The sequence below is a fragment of the Bacteroides sp. A1C1 genome, assembly GCF_004328515.1.
GTDB classification, from domain to species: Bacteria; Bacteroidota; Bacteroidia; order Bacteroidales; family Bacteroidaceae; genus Bacteroides; species Bacteroides uniformis.
Genome location: NZ_CP036491.1, coordinates 4,363,669 through 4,379,095, shown reverse-complemented (window position 1 = coordinate 4,379,095; position 15,427 = coordinate 4,363,669). Strand labels below are relative to the sequence as shown.

Annotated in this window: 21 protein-coding genes and 1 tRNA gene; 5 read left to right on the top strand and 17 right to left on the bottom strand. The window is 40.9% G+C overall.

Annotated elements, in window-relative coordinates:
• Positions 1 to 2 precede the first annotated feature (2 nt).
• The 10 genes from EYA81_RS18445 to EYA81_RS18400 all read right to left on the bottom strand — a co-directional run bounded on the left by EYA81_RS18445 (position 3) and on the right by EYA81_RS18400 (position 5,737).
• Positions 3 to 1,271: a PBSX family phage terminase large subunit gene (locus tag EYA81_RS18445; protein ID WP_118930767.1), complete on the bottom strand. Its 1,269-nt coding sequence runs from the start codon at positions 1,269 to 1,271 to the stop codon at positions 3 to 5.
• A complete protein-coding gene (locus EYA81_RS18440; protein ID WP_119961660.1) occupies positions 1,268 to 1,783 on the bottom strand; it encodes a hypothetical protein in 516 nt (171 codons plus the stop codon). The genes EYA81_RS18445 and EYA81_RS18440 overlap by 4 nt, the downstream gene beginning before the upstream one ends.
• Before the next feature lie 402 nt (positions 1,784 to 2,185).
• Positions 2,186 to 2,926: a ParB N-terminal domain-containing protein gene (locus EYA81_RS18435; RefSeq protein ID WP_131226305.1), complete on the bottom strand. Its 741-nt coding sequence runs from the start codon at positions 2,924 to 2,926 to the stop codon at positions 2,186 to 2,188.
• 220 nt (positions 2,927 to 3,146) lie between these two features.
• The gene (locus tag EYA81_RS18430) at positions 3,147 to 3,824 is read right to left on the bottom strand and encodes a phosphoadenosine phosphosulfate reductase family protein (protein WP_131226303.1); all 678 of its coding nucleotides are present in this window, start codon (positions 3,822 to 3,824) and stop codon (positions 3,147 to 3,149) included.
• Positions 3,825 to 4,027: 203 nt separating this feature from the next.
• Entirely contained in the window at positions 4,028 to 4,417 is a 390-nt protein-coding gene (locus EYA81_RS18425) for an ASCH domain-containing protein (RefSeq protein ID WP_119961662.1), read from the bottom strand.
• A 175-nt stretch (positions 4,418 to 4,592) separates the two neighbouring features.
• Positions 4,593 to 4,799 (bottom strand): DUF3873 family protein, encoded by a 207-nt coding sequence (locus EYA81_RS18420; protein ID WP_081106205.1) that lies wholly within the window; start codon positions 4,797 to 4,799, stop codon positions 4,593 to 4,595.
• Positions 4,800 to 4,811: 12 nt separating this feature from the next.
• Positions 4,812 to 5,009: a hypothetical protein gene (locus EYA81_RS18415; RefSeq protein WP_131226302.1), complete on the bottom strand. Its 198-nt coding sequence runs from the start codon at positions 5,007 to 5,009 to the stop codon at positions 4,812 to 4,814.
• 43 nt (positions 5,010 to 5,052) lie between these two features.
• Positions 5,053 to 5,253, bottom strand: coding sequence for a hypothetical protein (locus tag EYA81_RS18410; protein WP_057279906.1), 201 nt, complete (start codon positions 5,251 to 5,253; stop codon positions 5,053 to 5,055).
• Positions 5,254 to 5,289: 36 nt separating this feature from the next.
• Entirely contained in the window at positions 5,290 to 5,544 is a 255-nt protein-coding gene (locus EYA81_RS18405; protein ID WP_131226300.1) for a hypothetical protein, read from the bottom strand.
• Between the two features lie 10 nt (positions 5,545 to 5,554).
• Positions 5,555 to 5,737, bottom strand: coding sequence for a hypothetical protein (locus EYA81_RS18400; protein WP_061412734.1), 183 nt, complete (start codon positions 5,735 to 5,737; stop codon positions 5,555 to 5,557).
• 252 nt (positions 5,738 to 5,989) lie between these two features.
• On the opposite strand from EYA81_RS18400, the gene EYA81_RS18395 reads away from it, so the two are divergent.
• Genes EYA81_RS18395 through EYA81_RS18380 form a run of 4 tightly spaced genes read left to right on the top strand, consistent with a single transcriptional unit; the run spans position 5,990 to position 7,222 of the window.
• Entirely contained in the window at positions 5,990 to 6,301 is a 312-nt protein-coding gene (locus tag EYA81_RS18395; RefSeq protein WP_081106202.1) for a helix-turn-helix domain-containing protein, read from the top strand.
• Between the two features lie 52 nt (positions 6,302 to 6,353).
• Complete coding sequence (locus EYA81_RS18390) at positions 6,354 to 6,605, top strand: type II toxin-antitoxin system HicA family toxin (RefSeq protein ID WP_061412731.1); 252 nt, start codon at positions 6,354 to 6,356, stop codon at positions 6,603 to 6,605.
• The gene (locus tag EYA81_RS18385; protein WP_061412725.1) at positions 6,602 to 6,946 is read left to right on the top strand and encodes a type II toxin-antitoxin system HicB family antitoxin; all 345 of its coding nucleotides are present in this window, start codon (positions 6,602 to 6,604) and stop codon (positions 6,944 to 6,946) included. Before EYA81_RS18390 ends, EYA81_RS18385 begins: the two co-directional genes overlap by 4 nt.
• A gap of 6 nt (positions 6,947 to 6,952) precedes the next feature.
• Positions 6,953 to 7,222 (top strand): hypothetical protein, encoded by a 270-nt coding sequence (locus EYA81_RS18380; RefSeq protein ID WP_061412722.1) that lies wholly within the window; start codon positions 6,953 to 6,955, stop codon positions 7,220 to 7,222.
• Between the two features lie 11 nt (positions 7,223 to 7,233).
• Here EYA81_RS18380 and EYA81_RS18375 read toward each other — a convergent pair whose 3' ends face one another.
• Positions 7,234 to 7,671: a hypothetical protein gene (locus EYA81_RS18375; protein WP_131226298.1), complete on the bottom strand. Its 438-nt coding sequence runs from the start codon at positions 7,669 to 7,671 to the stop codon at positions 7,234 to 7,236.
• A gap of 477 nt (positions 7,672 to 8,148) precedes the next feature.
• On the bottom strand, positions 8,149 to 8,694 hold the full coding sequence (locus EYA81_RS18365) for an ASCH domain-containing protein (protein ID WP_131226296.1): 546 nt from the start codon (positions 8,692 to 8,694) through the stop codon (positions 8,149 to 8,151).
• Positions 8,695 to 9,022: 328 nt separating this feature from the next.
• Here EYA81_RS18365 and EYA81_RS19305 point away from each other — a divergent pair.
• Positions 9,023 to 9,094 (top strand) — tRNA-Met (locus EYA81_RS19305).
• 3 nt (positions 9,095 to 9,097) lie between these two features.
• On the opposite strand, the gene EYA81_RS18360 is transcribed toward EYA81_RS19305, so the two are convergent.
• The 5 genes from EYA81_RS18360 to EYA81_RS18335 all read right to left on the bottom strand — a co-directional run bounded on the left by EYA81_RS18360 (position 9,098) and on the right by EYA81_RS18335 (position 15,427).
• Positions 9,098 to 11,611: a DNA methyltransferase gene (locus EYA81_RS18360; RefSeq protein WP_131226295.1), complete on the bottom strand. Its 2,514-nt coding sequence runs from the start codon at positions 11,609 to 11,611 to the stop codon at positions 9,098 to 9,100.
• The gene (locus EYA81_RS18355; protein ID WP_131226293.1) at positions 11,611 to 13,350 is read right to left on the bottom strand and encodes a DNA cytosine methyltransferase; all 1,740 of its coding nucleotides are present in this window, start codon (positions 13,348 to 13,350) and stop codon (positions 11,611 to 11,613) included. The genes EYA81_RS18360 and EYA81_RS18355 overlap by 1 nt, the downstream gene beginning before the upstream one ends.
• Before the next feature lie 3 nt (positions 13,351 to 13,353).
• Positions 13,354 to 13,695, bottom strand: a complete 342-nt coding sequence (locus tag EYA81_RS18350) for a hypothetical protein (RefSeq protein ID WP_131226292.1) — start codon at positions 13,693 to 13,695, stop codon at positions 13,354 to 13,356.
• Between the two features lie 216 nt (positions 13,696 to 13,911).
• A complete protein-coding gene (locus EYA81_RS18340) occupies positions 13,912 to 14,217 on the bottom strand; it encodes a hypothetical protein (RefSeq protein WP_242672395.1) in 306 nt (101 codons plus the stop codon).
• A gap of 229 nt (positions 14,218 to 14,446) precedes the next feature.
• Positions 14,447 to 15,427: a hypothetical protein gene (locus tag EYA81_RS18335; RefSeq protein ID WP_242672394.1), complete on the bottom strand. Its 981-nt coding sequence runs from the start codon at positions 15,425 to 15,427 to the stop codon at positions 14,447 to 14,449.

The window sequence follows — 15,427 nt, the reverse complement described above, 5'->3', positions numbered from 1 at the left end:
TTTTAGTGTGTGAATATTCCAGTTAAATCTTTCGGCTTCAAAATGCGTCCAAGCAAACAACCCAATACATAATATCTAATAGCATCCATCAAATGATTATATTCATCTACTGGCTCATTGATGTAGTTTCCATCCTTATCTTTATCCCAAACATATTTCCGAAGTTCAGTAATAATATTGTAAGAGCGTTCTGTTACAAAGAACTCCATGTCTTTAATCTTATCAATACCCGCTTTGATGGAGCCGGGAAACTTATCTACCGGATAGATATTCACGCCTCTGTTCTTTATCTCTTGAATCAATCGAGGGTCTTGCGAATCGGCAAAAACTTTCATAGAGAAAGGCTTTAACCTATTGGCAATAGCCGACGAAAGCATATCCGTTTCATAGAAAAGTTCATCAACATACAAACGGTTATCAATAATGCCACATCTTACAGCAGCGGAAGGATCATTAGTAAAGCCGAAGTCCTGCCCTATTCCTACCTTTTTACATTCCTGCGGGAACTCTTTCACAATTCCCCACTTCTTGAACACAGCACCTTCTGCAACGTCAGCCCACCGGCCGATAACCACATGACCATACTTTTCAGGATTACTCACCTTTATATCCTCTACCTCTTTTAGAAACTCCGGTGAAAGATTCTCCAAATTATCAAAGTAAGTCGTATGAATGTGGAGCACATTCGGATGAGTGGAAATCTGAACCTGCACACCATCAATCTCTACCAGCTTGTGAGTTTTCTCAATGTATTTCTTGTAGATGAAGTGATTGGAATCGCATGGGTTCATTATGATAATAATCCGGTTCTGAATACCCTTCTTGCGAATGGAGAGCATTATCTTGTCGAACTCATCTTCGCTTGTCCACTCTTCCGCTTCATCGCAGACAAAAGTCGTAATGCCTTGAATGGATTTCAGTTTTGCTGTCTGGTTCCCGGAAGAAGTCTTGATGCCTCGGAACATTATACGGCTCTTAGTCATCTTATTGACTATATCCGTCTTTGTGGTCTTGAAATATTTCGTGGTACCGTCCAAATCTATCTTCTCCATCATTTCGGGGATGATAGACATACCGGCAGAAACCATCGTGTAACGGGTGTAAAGAATCTGATGAACTATCTTCTCTACGGGAGTCATTTCAAAAGTCAACCGCTCAATAAAGGTAGAAGCATTGAAAGACTTTCCGCTACCACGCCCACCGGTGATAAGAATTATAAATTTTTCCTTATCCTCATATAATGGATGGTAAATTTCTTGAGGTACTATCATTTCAGCTTGTCTTTAATCCAGGAATCAATGTTGATGCCGTGCTCTATGTCTGTTGGAATATCAGCATCTTCATCCTGCTTGCGTTCAATCTTTCTCCAATCTTCATCATGGTGGTACAGCCAAACGGACATTGCTTGCAAATTAGGAGCCAACTCGCTTTCGCTAACTTGTAATTCATCCTCACCTGTCAAATTTCCCTCTGAATCACGGAGCTTTCTTACCACGGTGCTTTTGGTTTTTATGCCACCGAGAGCCATTGCAAGGAATTTAGCCCTTACAGTGGCATTGATTGTCGCGCGCCCACGCGCTAAGACTTCGGATATTTCGGTGTACTCACTTTTCTTTTCGCAGAAAGTTTGTGGTAAAATCCCTATGGCATAGGCTATTTCCTTGTCAGTGAATCCCTTTTTGGCATACGATTCCACGAGAGAAAGAAAGTCCTCGCTTGTATAATCAAACTTTGGCTTTCTTCCTCCTTTACCTTTTCTATTTTGAGATTCACTATTGCTCATATTACTTCTTTAATTTTCCACATTTCTCACATTGTTCATACCTGAACTCAGAGAACATCACACTACCTTTCCAAACATAATGATGAACACAAAACAGGTTTTGCTTTAGAACATTCCTTATCCAAAGTATAAAATCGCCAATCATAATTTTAACCGTTATTGTTACCCATATATACACGGCGAGAAATTGGCTTGTTTCCATAGACATCAACTCCTCTTTTTGAGAAATAGCTATCTATTTTCTCAGCATATCTTCCCATTATAGATTTCGTTCTATCCCTTATGTTTCTTTGTCTTGCAGAACCTAACCCGTATTGCCTTCCAGCGTTGTACATTATTTGTCTGGACTGCTGATATAACTGGCTATATGTTTTCTTTCTAACTCAGCTTTCCTCCCAATAATTAATCTATTCTTTCTACTTGTTCATCAAATACTTCTCCCTTTATGAACTTCATATCCGGATCATACCCGAACCTTTCGCAGAAAGCGGCTTTAGCTTCATAGGTATCAAAGGACAACATCACATAGGCATCCATGTTCTCGACTTGCTTCTGTGCGTTTTCTTTTACCTGTTGCTTGACTTCCTTCATGTGGGCAACCTTTTCGGCACGTTCCAACTGCTTGGTGGCTTTATCGGCTTCTTTCTGTTCTGTTACAGGCGACATCATGCTTTCCAGTTCGTCAGCAATGGAGCTTTCTTCTTCGGTCTGCAAAAGGAAATCAACCCCAATCATATTCAAGTCGGCATCCGTCAATCCTGCATCTTTCCAGTCAATATCAGGAACAATACGGGCAAGAGCGTCAAAATCCCATGTACCTTGTGCATTCGGGTTGTTCATTAAAATATTCAACTCCTTTTCCTGCTGCTCGTTCACATCTATGACATCGACACGAATGCGGTAGTCGTTATCGGGAAACTTTTGCAATTCGTCCATGACAGACAAACGCTGGTGCCCGCTGACTACGGTAAGACCTGTACGCTTGTTCACGACAATTCCACCGACTAAACCAAACTTCTTGATGCCACGTTTCAGTGTCTTACGTGATTCATCGGAAAGTTTCCGGGGGTTATAATCTGCAAAGTGAATGGCAGAACGATTAAGTTCCATCGATTCACTCTTTATGTATTTTGACAATTCCATATCATCCATTAGTTAAACCCATATAAATTCTTCGAGATACTTTTCTTGCGCCATCTTGTTGTTTCCCCTCATTATACCCAAAGGTTTGTTCAATGTATCGAATATACTTTCTTGCAATAGAGTTTACTCTGTTCAGCCTATTACCCGTTAAAGTACGAGATAGTCTGTATCTTTGCTCTGCAATATCATCAATTGATTTTCTTCTGACTCGGCTTTCCTTCTATTGCTTTTGTTGATTATTATACTCCCAAAGCACCCTTTCAGCCATTGGGAAAACTTTGTAAATTCTCTGTAAATCTTGCGGGTAATTATTCTCCATCCAAAGCATACAATCAAGATTGAAACCTACTCCCGAACTGGCTTTCAATGAATATCGAACTGGTTCGGGTAATTTGTGCTGCCTCATATAAGCAAGAATATCCTTTTGTGTCCAATCAGCCAAAGGATAAACCATACCGTTATTCTCGTAACCGTTTACCTCATACCCTTTCAGCATAAGCCTGCGGTTCATACCATCAGCTTTTTTCATGCCCAAGAATGTATAATAAACTCCATGAGTAAGCTGCATAGCCTTTACCACATCTGCCAACTTCAATAGCTTTACTTTCGGATTGGGTACACAATACAAGCCACCTCTAAGAATGTAGGTAAGATTCCAGTGTGGCACTTGAACAAACTCAATCTTTGGATATTTGGCTTTAGTCCAGCCAATCCATCGGTTAATATGCTCCAAATTCTTGACAAAGTACATGAACACACAAACAATCCGGTCAAACTTCGGATAGATTAAATCAAGCAGAACAAGCGAATCTTTACCAAGTGATAAAAACAGTAAAGCCTCATTCGATTTTACCCGAATGAGGTCTATATACCGGTTCGCTTGTTCTACCTTGCTCATAGCTAACCACCACTTAAACCAAATGAAGTACGAAGGTCACTATAACGCTGTCTGCGTGACCCCAACTGTGATGTACCAGCTTCACCGCCACGTCTGGCAACCAATCTACCACCAGCCCCTGCACCGTTCATATTTCTGCGAGGCCCGGCTACTCTGTTAATTCTTCTTGCGACTCTGCTTTCTAATTTTAAAAGTTAAACAAATCAATCTATATGTTTCTCTAATATCTTACCCAAAGTATAATCCATTTGTGCGGCAAGATATTCTTCGCCTTGATATTCGTAAACAATATCATTACCGTTTTCATCTGTGAGAATTACTGCTTCTGCATTCTTTACCTCTATAATGATGTAAGGACGTTTACCCGTATATGCACCTGTCAGAAGCTTGATTGCATCGTACTTGATAGGCTTCAATTCTACCTCACCTTCTTCAGGCAGTTCTGCATCAGCCGGATATTCTTTACCGCCACATAGGTAAGTGATATATTTCTTAGCGTTTGTTGGTCTGATTTCGCGGTATTCGTGGGTTTTCTTGCCTGCCAAGATTTCATCGAAATACTTCTGTTTGATGCTTAATGTAAGAATGTTCATAATCGTGTCAAATTTAAATTAATACTCAATAGTTGCGGGGGGCTGAATCGAACAACCGACCTTCACCAAGTCAAAGTGAAAAGCTACCACTGCTACACCCCGCGATAGTACCCCAAAGGTACTACCACAACCAAAGATAACGAAATATCTTCAATCGTTATACACAACAATCAGGTTATTGTTGTGAACTAAGCCATTTGTCCCGTCTTTCTCTGCACTGCTCTAAGGTAGGTGCACAACAAGAAAACAACTCACCGCTTTCAGTACGGTAGTCATACTGATACATTCTCATTCTCTTTCTGCCTAACTTCGTTGTGTAGGTAGTGTAATTCTCTTTACCGGGCTGGCATACGCTGCAACCGTTTTCGTTTATTGAGTTCATAATCATTTATATTTAAAGTTTCGCTTTCAATCTTTCTTCACTCGTATAAGCCACTACAAGCCCAGTTTCATCATGCTGTATGGTGATGTACTTTTCACCCCTCTCTATGGTGGTAAAATCGCACATACTACATAACTTACCCAATACTTTGCCCAGTTGTTTCATCAGTGGGGCTTCGGGGCTGATAACTAAAACTAAATCCGCTTCCATAATCGTGTGTATTGTGGTAGCCCAAAGGCTACCGGATTAAAACTTATGCTATTTCTATGCTTATTATATCCAAAATATTGTCAGTAATCATGCTATTTACGCTTAATTGGGCAGACTGAATATTGTTATCAACCATCCATCTTTTCGCACGATTAACAGCGGTTTTCTTACTACTGCCGTCCGGTATCAATGCACCCAAATCATTATAATCATCATCTAACAGTTCAAAATAATATCGCTTCATAATCTTCTATATTACGCAGGGCTTTCGCCCTGCTGATTAATTATTTAATACCGTAATCTCTTTGTTGCCTATCTCTGTATCTACATTCAGAACCTCGTACTTTTGAGCCTTGTAGTTATAAACAACTTCACAGGTATTGAAGCCTCTGCCATCTTCTCTTTGGTCATAAACAGTATTTATATGCTGATACATTTTATTGCCTAACATGAAGTTTATCTTACCTGATGTACAGAAGTAGAATGCTACTGCATACTTCAATGTTTTCTTTTCATCAATCTTCTTTGTTGCCATGATCGTATATTTAAGCGTTAATACCAATTGTGTTTCTCATAAAGTCACTTGCTTGCTCTACTGACATACCCAGCTTCTTTTGAATCAAAATGAGCATACAGCTTACTTGTTCTTTTGTGTTCAAATTGCCTTGTACAAACTCTGACATGATGAACTTCTCTATTGTTCTTTGTTTAATTACTGATGCTGCCATAATCGTATATCTTTTAATTGTTATTACTTCTTGTTTGATGATGCAAATGTATGGGTTTATAATTACACTTCAAATAGAATAAAGATAAAAATGTAGCTGTTTAATAAACATTAGCAAAAACACAATTGTAAGGGTATACAATTACATATTTATTAATAAATCAATCTTCTTGATGCAATAAACAGCTACTTTTATTGCATTATTGATTTTATCATATTATATTTGTTCCGTTTATTATAATATACATTTGAAATGGATATAAAAAGCATCATTAAAGAAAAGGGCTACACCATTCAGGATGTAGCAAAAAAGATGGGTGTAAATAGAGTAACTCTTACTCTTACCTTACAAGGAAATCCCACCTACAAAAAGTTGAAAGAGATAGCCGACGCCATTGATTGCAATATAGTTGACTTCTTCCGAGACGAAACAAATAACTCTTCCACTTGTAAAGGAGAAGATAGTGAACTCACCGCCCTTATCCAGTATAAAGAAAACTTCTACAAAGCCGATACGATAGAGGAGCTAAAGAAAATTGTGGCTGAGATTGAAGAAAAACAGTAAATCACTTGTTCTGCAACTGTAAAATAGTTACATTTGCATAAACCATTAAATTATGGGTACAAAAGAGAAGTTGATAGAACGCTTTAAAAGCCAGCCAAAAGATTTTAATTGGGATGAGCTTGTACGCTTGTTCTCCATTTTCGGATATAAGATAGATAACAAAGGAAAAACAAGTGGGTCACGTGTCATTTTCGCAAAAGGGGAAAGCTCGTACACTGCGCATAAGCCACATCCAGGAAGTATCGTAAAAGGGTATGTAATGAAACAAGTATTTGAATTTCTGACTAAAAATAAATTAATATGAAAACATTGACTTACAAAGGTTACATAGGAAGTATTGAGATAAGCGATGAAGATAATTGCCTATTTGGAAAAGTCCTTGATTTGCCAAAAGATACAATGATTTCGTATGAAGGTGAAACTGTATCTGAATTGAAAGAGGATTTTAAAGGAGCTGTGGATGATTATATAGCATATTGTAAGGAAGCCGGAATTACACCGCGTAAAAGTTATTCTGGTTCCCTGAACATACGAATTTCCCCAGAGGTACATAGCAAAATTGCCATTCTCGCCCAACAGGCTGGAATATCAATAAACGCTTTTATTAAATCAGCCGTAGAAAAGCAAGTTGCAACTATGTTATAAACAACCATGGATAAAAAAGAACTCTTTATTTGTGAATGCAACAGCATCGAACATCAGATTGTGATGTCATATTTTGAGGATGAAAAGGAAGTATATTGCAACGTACACTTAAAACCCGAAAGAAATGTACTCAAACGAATTATCCATGCTGTTAAGTACATATTTGGTCATCGAAGTGCATATGGAGATTTTGACGAATTTATTTTCAATCCTAAAGATGCAGATAGGTTGCAAAGTGTTGTTGACCATTTGAGAACAGAAAAGCCGGAGCACTAAACTCCGGCTCATTAATTGATTAGCCCTTTGATTCTTAACCGATTTACGATTTCGGTGTAAAGATACTCTATATCCCCACTGAAATCCCCATAGTTCTGATACAAAAACACGACATCCGCACAGTTGTCGGAAATGGTACATTCTGATTGAACACCAAGAACCCTTGCTAATTCAGGTCGTAACCCTGCTGTCATTTTTCCACCGGCAAGCGAGCTTGGAGAAAACAGATACAGGATAATGAAAATGAACTTCTTCCGCTGGGTTACACTGTCAATATTCGGCGGACATCCCCTCTTATTCAACAACTCAACAAATATTTTATAGATTTCATGGATAAGGCTCTTATCTTTCAGAACCGGGGAAGTTAAGATATTTTCTTCCTCTGAAAGTTCTGATTTTTCGATACGAATCTTTTTAAGACGAATTATTTTGTTAAAATCCAACTCCATAACACGATTATTTTAAAAGTAAATAGTATATTTGCATCATAATCGTGTGAGGAGCTGATTCATGGTCGTGCGTGGGTTGGCTCTTTTTCATTTTTCCCCATTCGTGCTGACGAATGGTTTCTTTTCCAAATCATAGCAGGTGATATATACCCGTTTCCCATTGACATCACATAGAGCAAGGGCATATCCTTTCTCTAGTATTTTAACCGGCTGATTGTCGCAATAGACAGTACTTCCAACCGGAACTCTTATAAAATGACGTACTATCATTTGATTATCTTTAGCTTGTTATACCAGCGTGAAGAAAAAGGGAACCACCCGATTAGGAATGATTCCCCGAAAATAGTTACTTTATATAGTTTGCTCATGGCTATTTCTTTTTCAAATTAGACATCACACATTTAATCACTTCATAAATGAAAATAGCAAGAAAAATAGTAGTCCATGGATATTGGTTTATCAGTTCATAAAAATCTCTCATAGTTTTACCTCCTTCCACTCACTTTCTATAATCATATGTTCACACTTATTACACCTATGCAAATAAGTTGGGAATGGTGCCGTTGTATAGTCCTCAACAGCTATTTCTATACTGCCACATTCCGGACATTCTATCTTTACCTCTTTGATACCGGGATAATCCCAAAAGGATAATTTGCCTTTCACGTCCTCAATTGGATTTTCGTAGAGAATAGGGTTAGCTAGTACCCAGTTATAAACTCCTTTCTCTGCCCAGATGGAAGGATGGTTTTGTACACAGTCTATTATCTCGACGCTTCCGATTATGGAGCCTGTACAAAAACTAAAATCTTTCCACTCTTTGTTTTCCGGTAATGCCAATAACTGCTCATTGGTAAGTATTGAATCATAGAAATTATCATAATTCAAAGGTTTACCGCTTGAATGAATCAGTACCCTCTGCCCTAAGTATTTCTTAGGGCAGCTCCAAGTACGGTTCTCAATGTCTTTAATACCATGGACTATCAAAGAGACCCACGGCTGTTTTATGGTTATTGCTTTCATCTTATTATTTTTTACTTATATTTGTGCCAAGTAACTAAATGGTACGCATTGACGTTAAGGTTCAAATCCTTGTTGCTTTTTAATTATTGTTTAATTTCTAATAAATACTTTTATGAAAATAATACCGACAAATACTTGTCGGCTCATTTCAGAACGTATCTCAGAAATTTTCAGAAATTCTCAGAATAAAAAGCCGACAATAATTAAAAACAAATTTGGCTTTAAACTCAATTTAGGAATTATCTCCTTTAGGCTATGCCGAAAGGAAAGCCTTGTTGAATTTTCAACTCAACTGAATTTGGGGATTTTTCAATTTGAGTGGAGTAGAGAATGGAGTAGTTTAAGTGGAAAGAATGCCACTCATTGTGGAGGCGCAGGTTCGACACCTGCTCTCCATTCTTTTTTATCCTACATTTATCAAGTCAAACAATGTGGGTGCGCTGACCTCCATCTCCGCCTCATACAGATATGAAAGACTGTCTTTCCAATAGTCATAATTCAGTTCTGTAGACAGACCTTTCCTCCCCAGATTGATAGCGCAATATGGAACAGTGCCGATACCTCCGAAGGGGTCAAACACCAACTCACCCTTGTTTGAGTACCGTTCAATCAGTCTTTCAACAATATCGAGTTGTAAAGGGCAGATGTGGTTCTGCCGTTTCTTCTGCGACTGCTTAGTATTGAGCGTGCGCATCCGGGTGACATCATCCCATATCCAGGGCTTCTTGCTTACCGGGTCAACGGCCATGAATGTCTTTGGCAGTTTTCCGTATGCCTCCAACTCTTCGGCGAATGACACGTGTTCCTCATAATCATAAACGTGCCCACGCTCGTAGTTCCTGAATAGGTGGCGTATCTTGTCAATGCCGGCCCCTTTCATGTCCTCGTAACTCAATAGAGAGTTACCCGAAGATTTCCAACTTGCATGAGCGTCTATCTGCCAACGGGCTAACGAATATTCGCTTTTGTTCTTGGTCACCGGCAAATCAGCATAGGCCCGTGAGGTGTCAGAAGGAAGCTTGCGGAAAAGAAGGACATATTCAGGACAACCGATACCCATCTTTGAACCGTCCTTGCACATCTCCGTATATCCAAGCCGATAAGTCTGGTTGTTCTCCCTTACCACATCCGTATCCACAGTGATGCGCCCCATGTAGCGGAAACCGTGTTTTATGTAGTGGAATACAGTCATTTCACTGAACGGGTCGATGGTGGGCATACCGTCACCAGTAGCGTTGCCGAACAAAACACGGTCTTTCACATGGATGCAAGCTAACCTACCGGGTTTAAGAATACGCATAAGCTCCGGTGTAAGATAATCCATCTGCTCGAAGAACTTGCCGTTGTCCTCATTATGCCCGAAGTCGTTATAGGTCGGAGTGTACTCATAGTGGTTGGAGAACGGGATGCTGGTTACAATCAAGTCCACCGAATTACTTTCCATAGTCTGGCATTCAAGAACATTGTCATTATTGATTGCCCTCCACAGTTTACCGGACTTTTCTTCCCTGCTGGCAAACATCCACCGCATCATCTTTTCCTCTGCCTGCAAGCCGAACAAACCGTTCTCGCGGACTATATCGGTCATCTTGGCTACCATCTCGCGGTGTTGCGCCCACTTCTGCATGAAGCTCTTGTATATCTCGCCCTCACTTTCCGCATAGACCAGATAGAGGTCAACCGGATGCTGCTGCATGAACCGGTAGATACGGGCTATCGCCTGGAACTTGTCGTTAAAACGGTAGTCGATGAACATGATTGCCTTATGGCAGTGGTACTGGAAGTTCAAACCCTCACCGAGCATCTCCGGTTTGGCGGCCAAATATTTCAGACGGCCGTCCTTAAAGTCCGCTATTACTCTGTCGGCTTCCTCATCATCCTGCGAGCCGTACACAGCCTTACATCCGGGTATGGCATCACACAAAGCCTTCCGTTCATTCTCCAGGTCATGCCATAAAAGGAAATGGTCGTCTTTGTTTTCAGGACGGTTAATGATTTCCATCACACGGGCAATCTTTTCCTGCATGTTGTCCCGACGTTCTTTCGCTGCGTCGGCAAGTCCGAGAGCAGCCTCACGGAACATCTTCACTTGTCCGTCACGGTCAGTTCCGGCTGTGGAGTTATCAACACTAACCACTTCTTCATGTACACGCAGTTCCGGCAATTCATATCCGGTATCGGGGTAACCAAGGTCGGACGGTTTGGTGAGGAACAACGCCCATGTACTTACCCACAACCAGAACTCCTTCTCCTTGTGCGGATAAAGGGTAAGGTTATTCGCCTTCGTGCTGTCACGCTGAAAGAAACGGGTAAGTGCCTGCCCGGTATCCATCACACCGAGATAACCGGCATAATGTATCAGCTCCTTGTATCTGTTGGGCGATGGCGTGGCGGTGGCTACAAAGCGGTAGGGAACATCCGCAAACAAGGGAAGGAACTCCTGATAGGTCTTGGTACCGAAACCACGTAATACGCTCGCTTCATCCAATGATGTTGCGGTGAAGTAGGAAGGTTCTATTCTTACACCATCTTCACCGTCGCGCACACGCTCGTAGTTCGTAACCATGATGTCAGTCGGGCATATCATCACATCAGCCATAGTTCGTACATAGGTCACTTTCATGTGCAGATGTTGTTCCGCTTGTGTAAGGAACTCAACCACTACACGTTTGGGACAAACTATCAGCCCTTTGCCGCCTTTGTGTTTCAAGACTACCCGAAGTATCTCCAACTGGGTTACGGTTTTCTGCATACCGAAACTGGAGAATATGGCACGGCAACCACCGGACACCGCCCAGCGAACAGTATCTTTCACATGGGGATATAACGACGGTGTCAGTTCATCCGGATTGACCTCGAACCCGGTCTGACGGCTGATGGCCATCTTGTCTTTTAAAAATTCTATATATTCTTTCATTAAGCTACTTCTTTTAATTTCTTCAATCTTAAATCTCTAAGTTTTGCACAAAGTGCTTCGGCATTCTTCTTTGCCTGCGTAACCTCTACCGCATTTCCGATAAACTTCTTCTGGTCAGCTTGTGTACCAACTAACACATAATCTTCCGGAAAGCCCATGATACGTTTTAGTTCAGGAATGCGAAGCATCCGCATTTTAATATCCACTATGCCATACAGTGCCATGAACTCCTTTATCTTCACGGTCATAGGACTATCATTGTCGTAGATTTCAATCGCTATCTGACCGCTTTCTGTTGCTACCAGATAGGGCGGCATCTTATCCATTCGTGCCATCAGGGTGAAGCTGGGGTTATCAACGGAGCTGCCAGCGCTGTTGAACTGTGGATTCATCAGATAATGCCATTTCCGGTTTGCGGTTATTGTCTGTGCCGGTTCCTCTATGTTGCTACCAATATTTGAGAAAGAAGTATTCATAATCCAAGGCTTGCATGTTATAAGTTTTTGCTTGGGATTGGTTAAAATTGCCGGACAAATATTGTCAATACTTGTATGTTGTCCTCCACCGGAATACTCATTGGCGATAAACCTTGGAGTTACTAATGATAATCTGTCTTTTGTTGTAACTGTCGCAGACGGATCGTTTACCGAACGATTAAAGCCGTTCCCATAGTGCGCTGATACGAAGGCATGATGGTCCCTGCATGTGATTGTTCCGGCAGGCTCTTCCACTGATACATTCTTGCTTTCGGGATGTCCGCTGAATTGTTTGGAAAGAAAGCAAACTTGCGCTACTCCAAGTCTGTTTTGTGTTGTTACCACCGGACATGGTTCGTCAATCCCAGGAGCGTTATATTTCCCCGTACGGTTCATAGAATTATACTTCACGAGGAAGGCATCCTTTCCTCCGGCTACAAACTTGATAAGTCCGTTATAGATACGCTCAAGCGTTTTCTCTGCAAGAGGCTTTTCCCTGAAGATGGTAGTTCCTTCATCAGAGAAATCAAGTACATCCTTTACCGGCTTCCACTTCTCCAGCCGCGAAAACATATCTTGCCTACCACCCTTACAGTGGGTCGGTTCAGGGAATACTATCGGCAAACTCTTTTTAGCAAAGATGCCGAAGAAGCGTTTTCTTGTGGTATAGGCGCCGAAGTCGGCAGCATTCAGGATACGGTGTTCAAAGTTGTAACCATATTTTTTCACGTTGCGTACCCACTTCTGATAAAGTCTTCCTTTATCCATGCTGATAGGTTTCCCATTCTCATCCATATCTCCCCATGACATAAACTCTTCTACATTTTCAATCTGAATGTAGTCAGGGTCTATAACATCAATATAACGGAAGAGATGTTCTGCCAGCGTCCGGCTATCAGCATCTCTCGGTTGACCGCCTTTAGCTTTCGAGAAGTTGGTACATTCCAAAGAAGCATGAAGCATTATCATCGAATCAGGATATAATTCACGGATACGTTCAACAATAGTATTTATCGGTGAAAGTTCCAGTGTACGAATATCCTCAATGAAATGAAGTGCATCAGGAATGTTGGCATCATGTGAAAGGATAGCATTCTTATCGTGATTCACACAGCAAACGACTTTTGCACATCTATTGCCATTTAAACGGGCTTCTTCCACGCCTTCCGACAAACCACCGGCCCCACAGAATAGGTCTATGACAAATAATTCAATGTCGGACAACCCTTCTAAGCTGCATAATATCTCTTTCAATGATTTCATAACTCAATCAATCTCCTTCGGTTTCCAATCAGACGGTAATTTTGCCCACTCGCGGAACTTGGCGTCGAAGTCGTCCATGTCCCTGAACATATCCATCTTCGAGTTCTCTGTCTCTACGAGTGAGGAGAATTCCAGGAAGTACATGTCGGCGCTCTTGACAAAGCTGTTATGAATCCTTTTCAAATTTCCGAGTAGTAACCCTTTGGCGTTCATCAGGTCTGCCGCTTCCTCCACCAGCATGTTGGCTTCGCAGTTAAGTATGTGTGCGGCTGAAAGAAGGCTGGTCAATCTGTCAATGCTACCATCGGCTGTGGCGGCGTCAATTAATTGTTTTCTTGGTTTCATAATCGTGTATAAATTATTTATTTCTTATTTGGATAAACCCTCGTTTTTCGCATTCACGAAGAAGCAACAAATCTTCTTCTTTAATTTCGCATGGCGTTTCGTGGTTGATGCTCATATACCGTGAAATTCCGAATTTCCTGCATATATCGTTATAGAAACGCTTTTGTCAACCTTTTGCCATCCAACAGATTGTTAGTTTCATACGTTTTACCCCTATTAAAACTCGCTTGGCTTCTTTTCCAGCCCCTCGTATCTTTTTCTATTCAATTCAGCAATCAATTCATCCGACATCCTCAAGGCGTTGATGGCAGATTTGTCACCGGACAGTGCACGTTTTTTAAGTTCCTCCCGATATTCTTCGTAGAACATCCCATTGGTTGTTCTTTGCTCATCAGCCATGTGTGATTTATGCTCATTCCATGACTGGCTATCAGCAATAGCACAACGTTCTTTGTTGTATTCACGTAACCAGCCCATAATAACTTGCCCGTCTATGCGGTTGTAACTTTCTCCATATTTCATTTTCATTGCATTTTTGAAACACAATTTGAAATCGTCAGTTTTCATGTAAGGGTATTCCTCAATGATTAAGTCTACGGTCATTGCAACCTGTGTGTCAGACATGGTATTAACCACATTGAAGAACGCCAAAGCGTCAGCAATTAAAATTACCAATATGGCTCTCGCCTGCGGCTCTCCGAGTTTTCTGATTATAGTCCCTATGGCCGGCTCATTGCTTAGAAATACATCCTCAACTTTTTTCGGGCGCAGAGTTTCGCAATATTTCTCCGGCGAGGTCTTTAAGACGACTAACCGATTCTCTTCTTGTGGTGACAGTATCAGTTCGTTTCCCATTATAATTTCCTTCCAATATTTTAGTAAAGTTTGCTTGTTTGAAAATCCAATCAAAGTCACATTTCCAATTGCGGTCATTAGCTCCCAGCAGGAACGGGGATTGAAGAATGAGATTGAAAACAGTCCTCACTGACTCTTTTCCATATTGGGCTATCCGGGCTTTTACAGCCTTTTTTCTCACATCGGTCATTGATTTTATCTGCTGGAGTCTATCTTTGAATGTGGAATTATAGTATTCCATCAATCCGCTGTAATCAATCTTTTCAGAAAGAGAGGGCGAAGAAAGCTTGTCTTTCTTTGGTACTCCGTCAGGAGTATTTTCTTTCTTTTGATGTAGAGATATATCTATATACTCTCTTTCTTCTTTCTTTGTATTTGTGCCCTCTGTGTGCCCTGATTTTTGTAAAAGTTCGGATTGCGGTAGATTGTTGTTCATGGACTGTGCCCCAAGTTGTGCCCTTAGTTGTGCCCATTCGTGTCTTAATTCATTGATTTCCTTTTCAATACCCGTGCCCTTACTTGTGCCCTTGGTTGTGCCCATTGGATTATATTCTTCATATTTACATAAGGTTATAAGGTTCATTCCTTGATTGCACTCAACAGTTATCATACCTTTCTTTCTAAGATGCACAAGAAAGGAACGCACCTTCTTTTCAGACCATTTCCAACGCTGTGACAGAAATCTTATGGATGCAGGATATTGACCTCTTGAATAAGAGATTTCTCGACCTCCGATACTCTCCTTTCGGGGCGTTGCCTCAAATCGTGCAGACTGAATTAAGTCTAACCACGCTTCGCAACTGCTAAAAGTACGGGCTTCATTCCACATTTCATTCGAGAAAAACCTGCGGCTTAGCCTCAAAAATCCTTCGTCCAT